This is a genomic window from Streptomyces sp. HP-A2021 (genome assembly GCF_022807935.1).
In the GTDB taxonomy this organism is placed as follows: domain Bacteria; phylum Actinomycetota; class Actinomycetes; order Streptomycetales; family Streptomycetaceae; genus Streptomyces; species Streptomyces afghaniensis.
This window is the reverse complement of record NZ_CP094344.1, coordinates 8,502,214-8,518,144: the sequence shown is the minus strand read 5'-3', so window position 1 is coordinate 8,518,144 and position 15,931 is coordinate 8,502,214. Positions and strand designations below refer to the sequence as shown.

The 15,931-nt window shown below is 71.7% G+C and carries 14 protein-coding genes and 1 pseudogene; 4 read left to right on the top strand and 11 right to left on the bottom strand.

The window, feature by feature from the left end; all coding sequences use genetic code 11:
• Nucleotides 1–17: 17 nt before the first annotated feature.
• The 5 genes from MQE23_RS38445 to MQE23_RS38425 are packed head-to-tail and all read right to left on the bottom strand — an operon-like array spanning nt 18 to nt 4,933.
• Nucleotides 18–893 (bottom strand): DUF4255 domain-containing protein, encoded by an 876-nt coding sequence (locus MQE23_RS38445; RefSeq protein ID WP_243381542.1) that lies wholly within the window; start codon nt 891–893, stop codon nt 18–20.
• A gap of 21 nt (nt 894–914) precedes the next feature.
• A complete protein-coding gene (locus MQE23_RS38440; RefSeq protein WP_243381541.1) occupies nt 915–1,760 on the bottom strand; it encodes a hypothetical protein in 846 nt (281 codons plus the stop codon).
• A complete protein-coding gene (locus tag MQE23_RS38435) occupies nt 1,753–2,487 on the bottom strand; it encodes a hypothetical protein (RefSeq protein WP_243381540.1) in 735 nt (244 codons plus the stop codon). The genes MQE23_RS38440 and MQE23_RS38435 overlap by 8 nt, the downstream gene beginning before the upstream one ends.
• Before the next feature lie 21 nt (nt 2,488–2,508).
• Nucleotides 2,509–3,033, bottom strand: a complete 525-nt coding sequence (locus tag MQE23_RS38430) for a phage tail protein (protein ID WP_004003113.1) — start codon at nt 3,031–3,033, stop codon at nt 2,509–2,511.
• A gap of 34 nt (nt 3,034–3,067) precedes the next feature.
• Complete coding sequence (locus MQE23_RS38425) at nt 3,068–4,933, bottom strand: phage tail sheath subtilisin-like domain-containing protein (RefSeq protein WP_243381539.1); 1,866 nt, start codon at nt 4,931–4,933, stop codon at nt 3,068–3,070.
• A gap of 709 nt (nt 4,934–5,642) precedes the next feature.
• On the opposite strand from MQE23_RS38425, the gene MQE23_RS38420 reads away from it, so the two are divergent.
• Nucleotides 5,643–6,131, top strand: a complete 489-nt coding sequence (locus MQE23_RS38420) for a hypothetical protein (protein ID WP_243382891.1) — start codon at nt 5,643–5,645, stop codon at nt 6,129–6,131.
• Here the strand turns inward: MQE23_RS38420 and MQE23_RS38415 are convergent.
• Nucleotides 6,097–6,399 carry a hypothetical protein gene (locus MQE23_RS38415; protein WP_020276124.1) on the bottom strand — a complete coding sequence of 101 codons (303 nt, stop codon included), beginning with the start codon at nt 6,397–6,399 and terminating at the stop codon, nt 6,097–6,099. The genes MQE23_RS38420 and MQE23_RS38415 overlap by 35 nt on opposite strands.
• Nucleotides 6,400–6,701: 302 nt before the next feature.
• Here MQE23_RS38415 and MQE23_RS38410 point away from each other — a divergent pair, with 302 nt between their 5' ends.
• Both MQE23_RS38410 and adh read left to right on the top strand, forming a co-directional pair.
• Nucleotides 6,702–7,934 carry a helix-turn-helix domain-containing protein gene (locus MQE23_RS38410; RefSeq protein ID WP_243381538.1) on the top strand — a complete coding sequence of 411 codons (1,233 nt, stop codon included), beginning with the start codon at nt 6,702–6,704 and terminating at the stop codon, nt 7,932–7,934.
• Nucleotides 7,935–8,067: 133 nt separating this feature from the next.
• Entirely contained in the window at nt 8,068–9,585 is a 1,518-nt protein-coding gene (adh, locus tag MQE23_RS38405) for an aldehyde dehydrogenase (protein WP_020269451.1), read from the top strand.
• A 261-nt stretch (nt 9,586–9,846) separates the two neighbouring features.
• Here the strand turns inward: adh and MQE23_RS38400 are convergent, their stop codons facing one another.
• Nucleotides 9,847–10,215, bottom strand: a complete 369-nt coding sequence (locus MQE23_RS38400) for a hypothetical protein (protein ID WP_243381537.1) — start codon at nt 10,213–10,215, stop codon at nt 9,847–9,849.
• Nucleotides 10,216–10,490: 275 nt separating this feature from the next.
• On the opposite strand from MQE23_RS38400, the pseudogene MQE23_RS38395 reads away from it, so the two are divergent.
• Nucleotides 10,491–10,611, top strand: a pseudogene (locus MQE23_RS38395) (IS5/IS1182 family transposase); the annotation flags it as partial.
• Nucleotides 10,612–10,640: 29 nt separating this feature from the next.
• On the opposite strand, the gene MQE23_RS38390 reads toward MQE23_RS38395, so the two are convergent.
• The 4 genes from MQE23_RS38390 to MQE23_RS38375 form a co-directional block, all read right to left on the bottom strand.
• Nucleotides 10,641–11,276, bottom strand: coding sequence for a hypothetical protein (locus MQE23_RS38390; protein WP_243381536.1), 636 nt, complete (start codon nt 11,274–11,276; stop codon nt 10,641–10,643).
• A gap of 89 nt (nt 11,277–11,365) precedes the next feature.
• Nucleotides 11,366–11,746, bottom strand: coding sequence for a hypothetical protein (locus MQE23_RS38385; protein WP_020275781.1), 381 nt, complete (start codon nt 11,744–11,746; stop codon nt 11,366–11,368).
• 636 nt (nt 11,747–12,382) lie between these two features.
• Nucleotides 12,383–14,350, bottom strand: a complete 1,968-nt coding sequence (locus tag MQE23_RS38380) for an acetoacetate--CoA ligase (protein WP_243381535.1) — start codon at nt 14,348–14,350, stop codon at nt 12,383–12,385.
• Nucleotides 14,347–15,924, bottom strand: coding sequence for a bifunctional 3-(3-hydroxy-phenyl)propionate/3-hydroxycinnamic acid hydroxylase (locus MQE23_RS38375; RefSeq protein WP_243381534.1), 1,578 nt, complete (start codon nt 15,922–15,924; stop codon nt 14,347–14,349). The genes MQE23_RS38380 and MQE23_RS38375 overlap by 4 nt, the downstream gene beginning before the upstream one ends.
• Nucleotides 15,925–15,931 lie beyond the last annotated feature (7 nt).

Genomic DNA, 15,931 nt, shown 5'->3' with positions numbered 1-15,931 from the left:
CGCTGCCATGCGCCGCCTCAGCTCTCCGCGTCCTCGCCGCCGGACTTCGTGTTCCTCGTCTCCTCGGCAGGGGACTTGGCGGTCTTCTTCGCGGTCCTGCGGGCACGCGCCGGAGCCTTGGCGGCGGCCTTCACCGGGGCCTTCGCGGGCGCCTTGGCAGGAGCGGCCTTCGCAGGGGGCGTCCCCGCCTCCCGCACTGGCTCGGGCTCCGGCTCCCCGGCCCCGGATCGCACGCCCGGCTGCTCTCCCCCGTGGGGAAGCCGCGGCGGCACCGGCGCGCCGGGCGCCCCGAACGGCAGCACCCGTACCTCGGGCCGCTCCACCGGCTTGCCCGGCACCGGGACCTCGCGGCCGTCGATGAACACCAGGGCGGCCTGGTAGACGACGGACAGCGTGTACGGCGTCTGGTGGAGCATCCCCCACAGCTTCGACGTCTCGTCGATGTCCATCACGGTGGGCGTGAACCGCACCCGCTGCACCGCCCCGGCCAGGTCGCTCCCGGACAAGTGGGCACGCTCACCTGCCAGTTCGATGATGTCCTTCGGCAGGACGGGGATCTCGTGCAGCGTGCGTACGACCGACCCGATGAGCCGCTGCCCGACCAGTTCCGCCTCCTCGCCGTAGGCGCTGATGAGGTAGTGCAGATCGAGCGGCGCCGCGGCCCGACGGACCAGCGTGCCGTCGGCGGCACGGGTGGGCAGGTCGGTGTTGCGCTGTGAGGTGTTGGGCGTGACCTGGTACAGGAAGACGGTGATGGTGGGCTCGGTCGGCGGGTCGGCCGGGGGCTTGCGCGGCTCGACCTTGACCGCGATGTCGATGTCCGGGGGCAGGTTGGTCTCGATGAGCAGGGCGAGGGCCTGGGTGACGTGGGCGATGGCAAGTGCGTTACTCATGGCGTCGGTTCCTCGGTCCCTCTAGTCCTGCTCGTCCCGCCGGTCCCTCTGGTCCTGTCCGCGGTCCCTCTGGCCCTGCTGGTCCTGCTCGTCCCGCCGGCCGGTCTCGTCGTCCTCACTCGCGCCCCCTGGCCAGGTAGTCCGCCAGGCTGACCGCGGCCCGCGGGCGCTCCGCGTCCCGTGGCCGGGGCCTGCCGCCACCGCCCTGGGGCGCACCGCCGGCGGTGACCTCCAGCCGCCCGATCTGCACCTGCACGACCTGCTCGGCCTGGCGCCCGGGCCGCCGCGCCGCCGCCTGCCGGACGGCATCCCGTGCTGCCGCCGTGTCCGCCGCGCTGGGGAGCAGCGCGGCGGACACGGCGGCGAGGGAGCGGCGTCCGCACCAGGGGGGGTTGGCACGGACACCGCGTTCGTGGCGGCCGCCCGCTCGGTACGGCCCCGGCCCGCCGCGCGGCGCGCGGTGTCGGGGACCGGCCGCAGCGCGGGGCCCGTCGGGGTCACGGGACGCAGCAGCGGCCCCTCACGCTCGGCCGGCCGGGCCGGACGCGTCCCGGTCTCGGACGGTGCCGTGGCCTGCTCGGTCCGTACGACCGTCCGCTCCCGTTCCGTACGGACGACCTCGCGGGCCGCCGGGCGTGCCAGGTCCGGCCGGGCGACGGCGGCCGGTGCGGCGACGGGCCACAGCGGCTCGGTGCCGTCCGGGTCCGGCGCTTCGCCCCGTACCGCCTCGATCCGCTCGAACGGTCCGGCCAGCCGGGGCCGTACCCGCACCACGCCGGGGCGCCGCGCGGTGGGCGCCGCGTGCCGGGCGAGCAGCCGGTCGAGGAAGTCGGGCTCCTGGCGATCGTCCCCAGTGGACTCAGACATCCGCACACAGCTCCAGGTAGTAGCGGCGCCGCAGCGGGCTGAGCGCCAGGATCTCCGGCTCGCTCCAGCCGTACGCGGTGGCGAGCAGATGGACGTCGAGCAGGAGGTCGCGGGCCCAGGCGTCCAGTTCGGTCCACAGGTAGGAGGCGATGTCCAGCTCGGCCCGCGTGCCCTCCCCGCACTCCGGGCAGGCGACGTTGAGCGTGACGTCACCGCCCGGGTCCGCGGCCCGGGCCGCCTCGGCGATCCGGCGCTGTACGGCGACGGGCAGGGCGTCCGCGGACACGGGCTGCCCGTCGCGTACGGCGGTGACCACGCACCGGGCGAGCAGGGCCCGGCGCGGGTCGGCGTCCCGGGCCGCCGCCGTCAGGTCGGCGACGGCGGGCACCCGGAACTCGACCTCCCAGCCGTCCTCGGCGACCCGCACGAGCGGATCGCCCCGGTCGGCCAGGGTGCGGGCGAACTCCCCGGCGTCCAGCTCGAACTCCATGTCCGCGCCGCACGCCGCGCACTCCAGGCGCACCTGCATCCGCTCGCCGAACAGGGCCCGGCGCAGGGCGAACAGGTCCGCCTCGCGCTCCCCCACCGGCAGCGCCAGCAGGGCCTCCCGGTCGCCGCCCAGGTCCGGCCGGGCGGCCCCGTGCAGCAGCAGGGCGCGTCCGGCCGGGGCCCGGTCGAGACCGGTCTCCCAGGTGGCCAGGAACTCGGCCGCCTGTGTGATGGCCATGCCTCTCCCCCCAGCCCCGCGCTACGCCGGGTTCAGGAAGGAGGGCTCCTCCGGCTCGGGCACCTCGTAGTCCCGCTCCCAGCCCTCGCACTCGAGCTTCAGCGACTGGATGGCCACCGCGTTGGCGTTGGCGTCCAGTTCGCCGAGGACCTGGTACTCGCTGGGCCAGGTCCGGTACAGCTTGTGCGAGACGGCGACCTGGCCGGCCTCGTTGAGGACCTGGATCACGATGTCCTTGCGGAAGTCCGCGAGGGACACCTCGGAGCCGAGGCCCGCGCCGACCTGCCAGACCTTGTTGGCCCAGCGGTCGAACTCGGGGTCGTGCGTGACGCCGCGCTCCAGGGTGATGCCCTCGAACTCGGAGCGGCCCGGCGACTTGCGCGGGGAGGACGGGTCGCCGCCGTGGCGGTGCTTGACGACCTCCGTCGTCCGCTTCAGCGGACTGATCTTGCTGATGCCCGCGACCGTCCGACCGTCCCACAGGACCAGGAACTTGAAGTTCTTGTACGGGTCGAAACGATGGGCGTTGACCGTGAACTCTGCCATCGAAAATGTCCTCAGGGATTCCTTGGAGCGTTCCTTAGAGCGCGAACTGCCCGGACGTCTGCTGGATCTTGACGACCACGAACTCGGCCGGGCGGACGGGCGCGATGCCCACCAGGACGTTGACGATGCCGTTCTCGATGTCCTCGGCGGTCGTGGTGTCGCTGTCGCACTTGACGAAGTAGGCGTCGCGGGGCGTGCCGCCCTTGAAGGCGCCCTGGCGGAAGAGGGTGTGCAGGTACGAGGAGGCGGCGAGCCGGATCTGCTGCCACAGGTTCTCGTCGTTGGGCTCGAACACCACCCACTGGAGGCCGCGCTGCAGGCTCTCCTCGACGTGCAGCGCGAGCCGCCGCACCGGCACGTACTTCCACTCGCTGTCGAGCGCGTCGGAGCCCTCCAGCGTGCGCGCTCCCCAGACCACCGGGCCGGTCACCGGGAAGGTGCGCAGGCAGTTGACGCCGAGCGGGTTGAGCAGGCCGGTCTCGCGGTCGGTCAGGTTGACGGTGAGCGAGTGCACGCCGGCGAGGCGGGCCTCGGTGCCGGCCGGGGCTTTCCACACGCCGCGCTCGGAGTCCGTACGGGCGATGACGCCCGCGACCGCGCCGGACGGCGGGAAGGAGCGCAGCCGGCCCGTGAGGGGGTCGGTGAGCTGGAGGTGCGGGAAGTACAGGCCCGCGTGGTTGCCGCGCACGGCGTCGAATGCGGCGAGCCCGGCCCGGGCGGTGTCCACGCTGACCCAGGTGCCCGGCGCGTCGACCAGGAGGAAGATCCGCCGTTCCTGGCACAGCCGCTGTGCGGCGGAGACGACGGTGACGGCGTCCTCGGTCTTCTCGTACGCCGCGAGTTCGGGCAGCACGAGGAGGTTGACGTCGGCGACGCCGCGCAGCGCCTGGATGCCGGACTTGTCGGCCTCGGAACCGATGAGGTCGCGCGGCCCGGGCGCCTCGCCGTCCTCGCCGCCCTCAAGTGGGAAGACGGGCGGGTTGACCGAGGCCTCCAGCCCCAGGTCGTTGGCGCACTCGCCGAGGAAGCGGACGACGTCCTCGGGGTCGGTGGAGCCCGCGACGACCTGGACGCGCCGGCCGAAGGCGGTGACCTCGGCGCCCGCGAAGGCGTGCTTGCCTGGTGCGTCGGGCAGGGCGCGCAGCTTGCGCTCCAGCAGCAGCGCCAGCTCGGCGACGGAGTGCGGGGCCTCGCCGTCGTGGTCGGGGTCGTAGAGCGTGAACTCCCGTTCGACGTCGCCGATCTTGACGGTGAGGTCCACGGCGAGGTCGGGCAGTTCGTGCCCGAAGGGCTTGGAGACGGTGCCGGACGGGTCGGGGCGGCCCTCGCCGACGACCTCGACGCGGATCAGCCGGGAGCCGGCGTTGACGACGGTCTGCACGTACCGGCCGTGGGACGGGTCGGTGGACAGGCCGGTGTAGCTCTCGCGGGCCTCGCCCTTGGCGTCGTGGACGCGCAGGTTGAAGGTCTCGTCGGGGCGGGGCGTGTCGTAGTCGACGGCGACGCGCAGGCCGTTGCCCCACACGCCGGGTTCCTTGGCGTGCACCTTGAGGACGTCGCACTCGCTGTGGCCCTCGGTGGACTCCAGCGTGACGCAGGCGGCCTGCCCGCTGCCGGCCTTGGCGACCCGGACGATCACGGCGACGGTGCCGCCGTTGCCGAAGAACTGGTGAACGGCGTAGCCGACGGCGCTCTGGGCGCTCAGTCCCCCGAAGCGGCGCTCGAACTCGGTGAAGCTGGTGACGCGGACCGGCTCGTTCAGCGGACCGCGCCGGGTGTGGCCCACGAAGGCGGTCACCGAAGTGGTCAGGGTCGAGATGGTGCGGGTGCTGCTGGGAAGCTCTTCGACGTAGACGCCGGGATACGTCGGCTTGGCGGCGCTCACTGCACTCATCGGCATTCCCCCTCCTATCCCTGTCTCGGGCACCGGATGAAGGCACCAAGAGAGGTGAGGGAGGGACGTTTTGGCCATGCGCGAGGACTCGGGCCCCCGCCCGTCGGCGGTGGACACGCGCGCACCTCATCAGTTCCCCCGTCAGTACCCGTGCGGTTCGGTCGCACGGGTCAAGCAGCGCGCTTGTGACTCCTGATGCTCAAGTGCTCAACCCACCTTGCTGCGTTCGGAGTTGACCGAACAAGACGGGTTCTGGCCAGCACAGTGGAAGGTTCTGTGAAGGCAAAATTCCGCGATCCGCACATCACGCCCGCGTGCCCTCGTGGACTGGTCCACACCTCCTGCACAGCGGCGGTGATCGCCGGGCGGAGGGCATGCCTGGAAGACCCCGCATTTCCGGCATCGGTGCCTCATCGGCCCGGCGCGCTCCCCGGGTCCTCCCCCGGTCGTCCACCCGTCGATGGCCGGTTTCGGCGGGGCGGCATGGACACGCGCGAAGTTGATCGATGCCTTACGGGATCCACCCCCGAGTGCCCTCTTTCGACCGGGACATGCCTGACCCAAACGCCAGGCCGCGCCACCCCTTCCAGCGCGTAGAAATATCTACGAGCATGGCCAGTGCCGGACCGGCACGCGGAGCCCGAGGCCTCGCGGGTCACCGGCCCGTGTCCAGCGTGCGCCCGTCGGGGCGCTGTCGACTGTGCCTGGGGTGGCCATGCAGAGCGTGATGTGGAAGCAAGCCGTCGAGTGGCTCGCCGCGGCCGCGAGGGACCCCCAGGAGTGCAAGCGGGAGTGGGACTACGGCACGGGGACGGTGCTCGTGGAGGCGGGGCGGTACTGGGACGTGCTCAGCGTCCCCGACCGGCTCGGCCTGCTCGCCCTGGACTATCTGTGGCGCGACCCCTTGAAGGTGCCCGGCCCCACCCTGGTGGACTGCGCGGCACACAGAGTGGGCTTCTTCCTGCCGCCGGACCCCGTCAGCGAGTGGGTCGGTTCCGGTGTCCGGCACGTCGGCCGGGGCTCGTGGGTCGCCGTGCCGCCGCCGTACCGGCCCGCCGGCCGCCTGGAGTGGCTCGTCCCGCCGGACGGCACGGGCAGTCTGCACGCCCCCGGCACGCTGGAGTCGGCCCTGCGGGAGGCCACCGAGACCCTCGCCGTGCTGGCACCGGTCAGCGCGGAGCACGCGGTGGTCGACTGCTGGTGAGGCGAGTGCCGTCGGGGGCGGCCGTCCCCGGGTGCCGGCCGGCGGTCCATGTGGTGAGCGCGGCCCAGGTCTCGCTCGCGGACGGCGCCGCGAAGGAGACCCACTGGCCGTCCCGGTGCTCCGGGACCGCGTGGCCCCTGGCCTGCCATTCGGCGACGAGCGCCGCGTAGATGGGCGGATGCCCCCCGTACCCGCTAGTGAGTTCGGCGAACGACCGGGGAGCGGCGTCGTTCCCGGCAAGGCGCCGCGCCGTCTCAGTACTGTCCATGACCGGGCAACGCGACGCGGCGCGCCGGTGGTACGCGGGCCGGGCCCCGTCCGTCGGGTCGAGTGAACCCGTCACCCGTACGGCGGCACGCGGGCACCGGACAAACATCCAGTGAGCCGGTCGCCCGTTCAGGACGGCATCGTTCCCGGCGAAGTCTTCCGGCGCCGCCGCTTCCCTTTCCGACGGTCTCCTCGACCCCGGCCCTACGCATCCGGTAACACTGACCTCGGACCGAGGACCGGGCCGGCACCGCGCCCGGAACGGGGTCCTCCCGGTACGACGTACGACGGCAGGGAGAGGCCATGTCACAGCGCCCTGACCTCCGGCAGCGCAGGGCCGTGCTGGAGCACGAGTGGTCCCGATGGGTGCCGCGGCTGAGCGTCGCGGGCGCGCGGCCGGGCGGCAGCGCGGCGTTGCGCCACGAGGTGACCGAGTCCTGGGCGCGTTCCCTGAGCAGCGTGGACCCCGGGCGGGACAGCGCCCCGGTCACCGACGGCGGCACGGTGCACCAGCGCTGGACGTCCTCACCGCTGTACCGGCCGGTCTCGGGCCTCGCCGGGGAACTGCGCAGCATCGCCGAGGACGCCGGGTTCGTCACGGCGGTCACCGACGAGTCCGGCACCATCCTGTGGACCTGCGGCGGCCCGACCATGCGCCGCCGGGCCGAGCGCGTCAACTTCGCGCCTGGCGGCCGGTGGGACGAGCAGGCCATGGGCACCAACGCCCTGTCCCTCGCCCTGCGCACCGGCCGCCCCAGCTCCGTCTTCTCCGCCGAGCACCTGGTGTCGGCGCTGCACGGCTGGGTCTGCTACTGCGCCCCGGTCCACGGCCCGGACGGGCGCGTCCTCGGCGTGCTGGACCTGTCGACCACCTGGGACCGTTCGCACCCCCTGGCCATGTCGACCGTACGCACCCTGGTGTCCACCATCGAGGCCCGACTCACCACGGAACAGCCCCGCCCGGGACAGCTGCGGCTCACCTGCCTCGGCACGGAACACGCCGTACCGGCCGTACGGGAGGGCCGGCCCCTCCCCCTGCGTCCCCGGCAGGTGGAGATCCTCACCCTGCTCGCACTCGAACCCGACGGCTTCTCCCCGGAGCGGCTGCGCGCCGCCCTGTACGGCGACCGGCCGGTCACCGCGTCCACCTTCAAGGCGGAGATCTCCCACCTGCGCCGCGCCCTCGGCGGCGGCGTCTCCCCCCGCCGCTACGCCCTGACGGTCCCGGTGTCCTGCGACGCCGCCGACGTCCTGCGCGCCCTGGAGCTGGGCGACACCGACACCGCGCTGCGCCTCTACGGCGGCCCGCTGCTCCCCCGCTCCGAAGCCCCCGGCATCGAGGAGTGGCGCACCCGCCTCGAAGTGGCCGTACGCGAGGCCGTCCTGGCGAGCCCCCGCCCGGAACACGCCCTGCGCTACGGCGAACGGGCCCCGTACGACGCGGAGATCCACGAACACGCGCTGCACCTGCTCGGCCCGGACGACACCCGCCGCGCGATCGCGCGGGGCCGCCTGACCACGGCCCGGCGCGACTGACCGCACGTCACGGCGGTCACGGCGGTCACGGCGGTCACGGCGCCAACCTTGCGCCAACCTCCCGGGAGCACAGTGAGGTCGTCACGACGGCGTCAGCCGTAACCCGCCCGTCATCTCACCGAGGAGAGCCGCCATGGTGTACGCGCAGCCCGGAACGGACGGCAGCATCGTCACCTTCGCCCGCCGCTACGACAACTTCATCGGCGGCGACTGGGTCGCCCCCGTCGAGGGCCGCTACTTCGAGAACCCGACCCCCGTGACGGGCAAGGTCTTCTGCGAGGTCGCCCGCTCCTCCGCGGCCGACGTCGACCTGGCCCTCGACGCCGCGCACCGGGCGGCCGACCAGTGGGGCCGCACCTCCACCGCGGAACGCGCGCGCGTGCTCAACAGGATCGCGGACCGCATCGAGGAGCACCTGGAGAAGATCGCGGTCGCCGAGACCTGGGAGAACGGCAAGCCGGTCCGCGAGACGCTGGCCGCCGACATCCCGCTGGCCGTGGACCACTTCCGGTACTTCGCCGGCGTCGTCCGCGCGCAGGAGGGCAGCATCGCGGAGATCGACGCCGACACCGTCGCGTACCACTTCCACGAACCGCTGGGTGTGGTCGGCCAGATCATCCCGTGGAACTTCCCGATCCTCATGGCCACGTGGAAGCTGGCCCCCGCGCTGGCCGCCGGCAACTGCGTGGTCATCAAGCCGGCTGAGCAGACCCCGGTCAGCCTCCTCTACGTCATCGAGCTGATCGCCGACCTGCTCCCGCCCGGCGTGGTCAACGTGGTCAACGGCTTCGGCGTGGAGGCGGGCAAGCCCCTGGCCTCCAGCCCGCGCGTGGCGAAGGTGGCGTTCACCGGCGAGACCACGACCGGCCGCCTGATCATGCAGTACGCGAGCGAGAACATCATCCCCGTCACGCTGGAACTGGGCGGCAAGAGCCCGAACATCTTCCTGCCCGACGTCATGGCCGCCGACGACGACTTCCTGGACAAGGCGGTCGAGGGCTTCGTGATGTTCGCCCTCAACCAGGGCGAGGTCTGCACGTGCCCGTCCCGCGCCCTGATCCCCTCGTCCGTCTACGACGCGTTCATGGCCCGCTGCGTCGAGCGCACCCGGGCCATCCGCGGCGGCGACCCACTGGACCCGGACACCATGCTCGGCGCGCAGGCGAGCAACGACCAGTACGAGAAGATCCTCTCCTACCTCGACATCGGCAGGAAGGAGGGCGCCGAACTGGTCACGGGAGGCAACCCCCGTGCGGTTCCCGGCCTGGAAGGCGGCTACTACATCGAGCCGACGATCTTCCGCGGCACCAACGACATGCGGATCTTCCAGGAGGAGATCTTCGGCCCGGTGGTCTCGGTGACGACGTACGACTCCGTCGACGAGGCCCTGAAGATCGCCAACGACACGCTGTACGGGCTCGGCGCGGGCGTCTGGACCCGCGACGGCAACACGGCCTACCGCCTGGGCCGCGAGATCAAGGCGGGCCGGGTGTGGACCAACTGCTACCACGCGTACCCGGCGCACGCGGCGTTCGGGGGCTACAAGAAGTCCGGCATCGGACGCGAGACGCACAAGATGATGCTCGACCACTACCAGCAGACGAAGAACGTTTTGGTTTCATACAGCCCGAAGAAACTTGGGTTCTTCTAGAGTCTCAAGTCGGTTGCCTGGAGACTCCGTTCCACTCCAGGCAACCTCTGCACCTACGCTGCTCTTCGCGATCGCCTCAGCACCTCGCGCCAGGATTGGCGTCTCAAGCGAATTCTCCCGGACCAGTAGCGGACCGAACGGCCCGGTCGACGCACACAAGCTGGACATCCACCGCGTCGTGCCGCTGGCCGAAGCCTGGAAGCTGTGTGACGAAGAAGATGTGCTGGCAGCTCGCCGTCGTTGATGCGGAATAGGCAGCCCTTACCCGGGAGTTGGCCGCCTGCCCGAACGCGCCCGTAAAGGTCGGTCGGCGAGTTTCTGCCGCGGTACGACTACGTCGTCGTTGTCCCAGAAGTCCAACCAGCGATCGACACAGCCAGGTGTGGCGGCCAGCCTCGGCCGAAGGCGCGGCCACACGAGTCCACTGGTTGCGATCGGCGAGCCGATGGTTATCTGCCGTCCGACCTCCCCGGCGCCCTGCGACTGGCCGTCCGGCAGCACTTGGGCGCGCATCCGTGCCAGTGCCCTGTTGTCCCGGTTCTCCGGACGGGCCGCCTCCTCGTCGAGGAACTCGGCGAGCAGACCCAGGACAATGGCCGTTTCCTCCTCGTCGAGGGGGTCCCAGGTCACCGGCTCCCTGGCTCTCACCGTCAGTGAAGAGATCGCCGTGGTAGGCGTAGGAACAGTCCGCCATCCAGTCCATGGTCAGCGCAGAGATGTCGGAGGCGAACCCTGCGGCGCGGGCTCCGCCTGCCAACGCCCGCTTCCATTCGGTCAGCGCCTCGTCCGGATCCCGCGGATCGCCGATGCCGTGTAGGAAGACCAGCTGTGGCTTCGGCATGTTGCTCATGAAGGACCGAACACAGTTGGTCCACACGGCACTTCGTACCCGATGGCGGACAGCAGCATCGCCCGCCCTCCCCGGAGCCGTCCGCGACATCAGGGCCGCGCGTGCCCGCGGCGTGCCAGGGGGACAAGGAATACCGCGGCACCGACGGAACGGTACGGGTGCCTGACTGGGGTCGCTGAGGGCCGCCTGCGACCCCGGGGAGGGCTCATCGCGGCTGCTGCCCTCTGACAAGCGCAGTGGGCAGTGACGCGTCAAGGATCAGATCACGCGGCAGCGCCAGTTCGAAGCGCTGCTCCAGAACGGCGAGAGAGGCACGGTGCGCCGTGTCCCTTTCCCTCTGCTCCGGGATTCCGGCCGCATCGATCTCAGCGCGGATGAGGTCGGCGCCGGGGCCGGTGATCTCCTGCGACCAGGTGTGCATGTACATGTCGAAGCCGCACACATAGTGGTCGTCGTGGAAGTAGGCGAATGCGGGTGGCGGGACCTTCGGGTTCTGCTTCTCGTAGTAAAGCTCGAAGACGTGGGCCCCGTCTCGGGATGTCCCGTCGTGGTACGCGGGCCCGAGGACGGACGGCCAGTGGCCGTAGGCAAGAGCGAAGCCCAGGCCGGCGTGGTCGCCGTAGCGGACGGCGATGCTGTCGGCGTCGCCGCGCTCCGCGTCGAGCCGGTCGACGAGCGCTTCAGCCTGCGGCCCGGTGGTGGCCTGGACCGGTACGGGGCCGCCGAGAGGGGCGAGGCGGGCGGCGAGCTGTTCGCCGGTCAGGCCTCGGGCCAGCTTGATGTAGTAGCCGAGCCAGGAGATGTCGGCGTCCGCTATCCAAGTGATCCCGCCGGAACTCACTGCGTGTCTCCGTTCTCCGGTGTGGCGCGGCCCGGGGTCGGCCCTGTGACCGGCCCCGGGCCGCACATGCGGTGTGCGTCAGTATCGTGCTACCGGATGTCGCACTTGATCGTCGGCTTCGAGGCGTCGCACTTGTCGAAGCCCGGCGTCCTGACGAAATACGCGTCCTGATCGATCAGCCGGAGTTCCTTGGCGAACGTGGGGAAGCGGCTCATCCAGGTGGAGTTGACCCACCCGGACATCGCGGACCGGCCGCATACTTCGGACCACGTCGGCGCGGCCGTGCGCTCGTCATCGTACAGCCGCCACGTACCGTCCGACAGCTTGGTGGCGTAGGTCTGCGCGCACTTGTCTCCCGAGGTGACCGGGTTGGTGCCGCCCATGTCGGAGGGCATCCCGCCGCTGTTGTAACTCGCCGCGAAGGTGAACTCGTCACAGGACGGCTTGTCGCTGGCGGAGATGTCGGTCACCGGTGTGGTATTCGGGTGGCCGGATTTGGCGGCCCAGCCGTCCGGGCAGATGACCCTGCGGTTGGCGTCCGGGTCGCGGCCGTACTTGTTGCGCTCACCGTGCTCGCCCGAATCGCCCCTGCGGTCGGGGGAGGTAACTCAGCGGCGCGCCATTGGGGGTCAGAGCTGATGGCAGTGTCTCCGGGGGCGGCGGCGACCGCGCGTCAACGGGTGTGAGCCCAGAACCTCGACAGCCTCGGCGATGTACCTGTCCCAACGCACCATGACCTGAACGAGGTTGAAGAAGGCTCACTGTGCTCGTCGCCTTCGAGCACCCGCCGTTCGGCATCGCCCGTCGTCGTCGGTGTCGCCGTGGTGGCGGTGCTCCACCTCCTGATGCTGGGGCGCTGACCCGCATGCCACTCGACTTCGATGGCACGCCTCGGAGTTCTCGACAGCCGCCCTTGTTCGCGGCCCAGCACGTCTCACCGGAGCACAGCGTCACCAACTGGTGGACGCTCCTGGACCACAAGGCTCTGACCAGCCGAACGCTCCCGGTATCGATGCCCGCCACCCGGATCCGCCCGGGAAGGGCGCCTGAACTGGGCTTTTACCAAGGCCAGGACCAGGACGACGGCAAGGGTGACTGTGCGGTCGTCACGTCGACCGCCCCCGGCGTTCGGCCCCCACCCGAGCGTAGTGGTCGATCAGGTCGGGGGCGTCCACCGTCGCGGGGTTGACCACCTGCTCGGCCGGGGCGCCCTGGAGGAGGCGTTTGACGGGGACTTCGAGTTTCTTGCCGGTGCGGGTGTGCGGGATGCCGGGGGCTTCGAGGATCTCGTCGGGGACGTGGCGGGGTGAGGCGCCGGCCCGGATCGCCTCCTTGATCTTCTCGCGGAGCGGGTCGTCCAGGGTCACGCCGGCGGCGAGGACCACGAACAGCGGCATCCAGTAGCCGCCGTCGGGTTCCTCGGTGCCGATGACGAGGGCCTCGGCGATCTCGGGGAGGCGTTCGACGACGTCGTGGATGTCGGCGCTGCCCAGGCGTACGCCGTTGCGGTTCAAAGTGCTGTCGGAGCGGCCGTGGACGATCACGGATCCGTGCCCCGTGACAGTGATCCAGTCGCCGTGCCGCCATACCCCGGGGTAGGAGGAGAAGTAGGCGTCGCGGTAGCGGGTGCCGTCGGGGTCGTTCCAGAAGTACAGCGGCATCGACGGCATCGGGCGGGTGACGACCAGTTCGCCCACCTGGTCCACGATCGGGAAGCCCTCGGCGTCGTATGCGGCCAGCGCCACGCCCAGGTGGGGCGCCGACAACTCTCCCGGCCAGACCGGTGTGTTGGGTGCGCTGCCGGCGAAGCCGGACACCACGTCCGTGCCGCCGCTGATGGACGCGAGCAGGACGTGGTCGCCGACGTGGTGGCGGACCCAGGGATAGGCGGAGGCCGGCAGAGCGGAGCCGGTGCAGCCGACCACGCGGATCGAGGACAGGTCGTGCACCGAGGGGTCGATGCCGAACTTGGCCATGCCCAGCAGGTACTGGGGGCTGGTGCCGAAGACGGTCACGCGATGGCGCGCGGCCAGCTCCCACAGGACGTCGGGCTTGGCGAAGGGCGCGGGGCTGCCGTCGTAGGTGCACGTCGTGGCGCCCGTCAGGAGAGTGGAGGTGACCAGGTTCCACATCATCCAGTGGGTGGTGGTGTACCACAGGAGGCGGTCGCCGGGGCCCAGGTCGGAGTGCAGGCCGAGGGTCTTCAGGTGCTCCAGCAGGACGCCGCCGTGGCCGTGGACGATGCCCTTGGGCAGGCCGGTGGTGCCGGAGGAGTACACGACCCACAGGGGGTGGTCGAACGGCACGGGAGTGCAGGTGAGTTCCTCGGCGCGTGTGACCGCGTCCTCCCACGGCACCACCGGCGACGGGTACGCCCTCGACGGCCACGGCAGGCCCACGTGGTCAACCAGCACGGTGGCCTTCAACGTCGGCAGCGCACCGGCGAGTTCGAGGGTGGCCTCGCGGCGGTCGTGGGTGGTGGCGTTGAAGAGGTAGCCGTCGGCGCCGATCAGGACGGTGGGTCGGAGCTGGGCGAAGCGGTCGGCGGCGGCCTTGGGGGCGTAGTCCTGCCCGCAGACCGACCACACGGCGCCCAGGCTCGCGGCGGCGAGAAACGCGACGATCGCATGCGGGGTGTTGGGCAGGTAGCCCACGATCCGGTCGCCTTTGCCGACGCCAAGGTCGCGCAGGGTGGCGGCGACCGAGGCGACCTGAGCGCGCAGGCGTCTCGCGGTCACCTCGTAACCGGAGCCGGTCTCGTCGAGCGCGATGATCGCCACGGCGTCGTCGGCGAGGTTGCGCAGGGCGTGGTGGGCGTAGTTGAGGGTGGCGCCGGGGAACCAGCGGGCGCCGGGCATCCGCTCCTCCGCCAGCACCTGCTCGTACGGGGTGTCCGCGTCGATGTCGAAGTACTCCCACACCGCGCCCCAGAAGCCCGCCAGGTCGGTGACCGACCAGCGGTGCAGGGCGGCATAGTCGGAGCCGGCCATCCCGACGTGGCGGGCGAAGTCCATGATGTGGCTGTCCGCGACGGACTGCGGATCGGGCGTCGTGAAAGGCTCGGGCACGGTCATCGTGTGGCGCTCCTCAGCAGGCCGTTCGCGACGGTCCGTCGGGGTGGGTGGGGGCTGCGCGTGGTGTGCAGAAGGGCCGCCCAGGCGGCGGTGCCGGTGAAGTCGCGGCCCCCGGCCGGGACGACGTCCATGACGACGCGGTCGGGGCGCAGCAGGACGGCGTCGGCCCGTCCGGCGCGCAGCCAGGCCGCGAGCGTGCCGTCGTCGCCGAGGCCGGTCACGGGAATCGCCCGGACGCCGATCGCCTGGGCGAGCGCATTCAGCGAGGGCCAGGGCTCCGCGGTGGTCAGGATGGTGAAGGAGTCGCCGAGCAGCTCGTCGAGGCGGGCGCGCCGTCCGTCGCCGGTGATCCACGGCTGCGGGCAGTGGGCGCCCGCGAGGCCCCTGCGGATGCGGCGTCGGACGAGGGGCCCGGCAGTCAGGGGCGGGCTGAGGTCGCGGCCGGCCGCCGCGGTCAGGCCGGGTATGCGGCAGGCCGCGGTCAGGAGTCTGCGGCGCACCGCGGCGGCGCCGTCCTGGCCGCCGGTCATGGCCCAGCCCATGGCGATCGCGAGCCGGATCATATGCCGGGCGTGCGGCTTACGTTCGCTCTCGTACGTGTCCAGCAGTCGCTCGTCGCCGCCCTGAACCAGGACACGGGCGAGCTTCCAGGTGAGGTTGTGGGCGTCGCGCAGCCCCGAGCACAGGCCCTGCCCGATGAACGGCGGGGTGAGGTGGGCGGCGTCACCGAGGAGGAAGACCCGTCCGCTGCGCCATCGGTCGGCGAGGCGCGCCCGGAAGGTGTACTGCGCCTCGCGGACGACCTCGAAGTCCCCGTCGTAGGAAGGCGGCAGCCATGGCGCGACCAGCTCGCGGACCGGTTCCTCGGCGTCCCCGAGCCGGAACTCCCAGCGATAGCGGTCCTCGCCGACGCGCATGAAGGTCGCCGGGCGGTGCCGGTCGCAGACCTGGTCGACGCCCTCCCAGCAGCGGACGTCGGCCTTCGTGCGGACGTCGACGACGGTCCAGCATTCCTCGAAACGCAGGTCCTCCCATACGGCGCCGATGGCGTCGCGGGTGAGGCTGTTGGCACCGTCACAGCCGAGGACCGCGTCGGCCCGCAGCAGGTGTTCGCCCCCGTCGTCGTGGTAGGTCACCCGGACCGGGCCGTCGCCGTCCTGCTCGACGCCGACGACCTCCGCCCCACCGCGCAGTTCGCACTCCGGGCGCCGGGAGAGGGCGTCGCGCAGCAGCCGCTCCAGCTCGGGCTGGTCGAACATGCTGGTCTGCGGGTAGCCGTGATGGCCGTGCTCGGTGCGGCGGAACTCGGCCATCACCCGGTGCCGGGCGTCCAGCAGCCGCAGCCCGCCCGCCGGACGGGCGATCGTGGCGAACTCCTCCCCCACGCCCGCGGCCTGGAGGATCCGGCGGACCTCGTCGTCGGTGGCGACGGCGCGCGGGAGGGGGTAGAGGTCCCGGTGGCGTTCCAGGATCACCGTGCGGACTCCGCGCCGGGCGAGGAGGAGAGCGGCGGTCACGCCCACCGGTCCGGCGCCGACGACGACCACCGGTACGTGCTGTTCGGTACGGCTCACCTCAGGC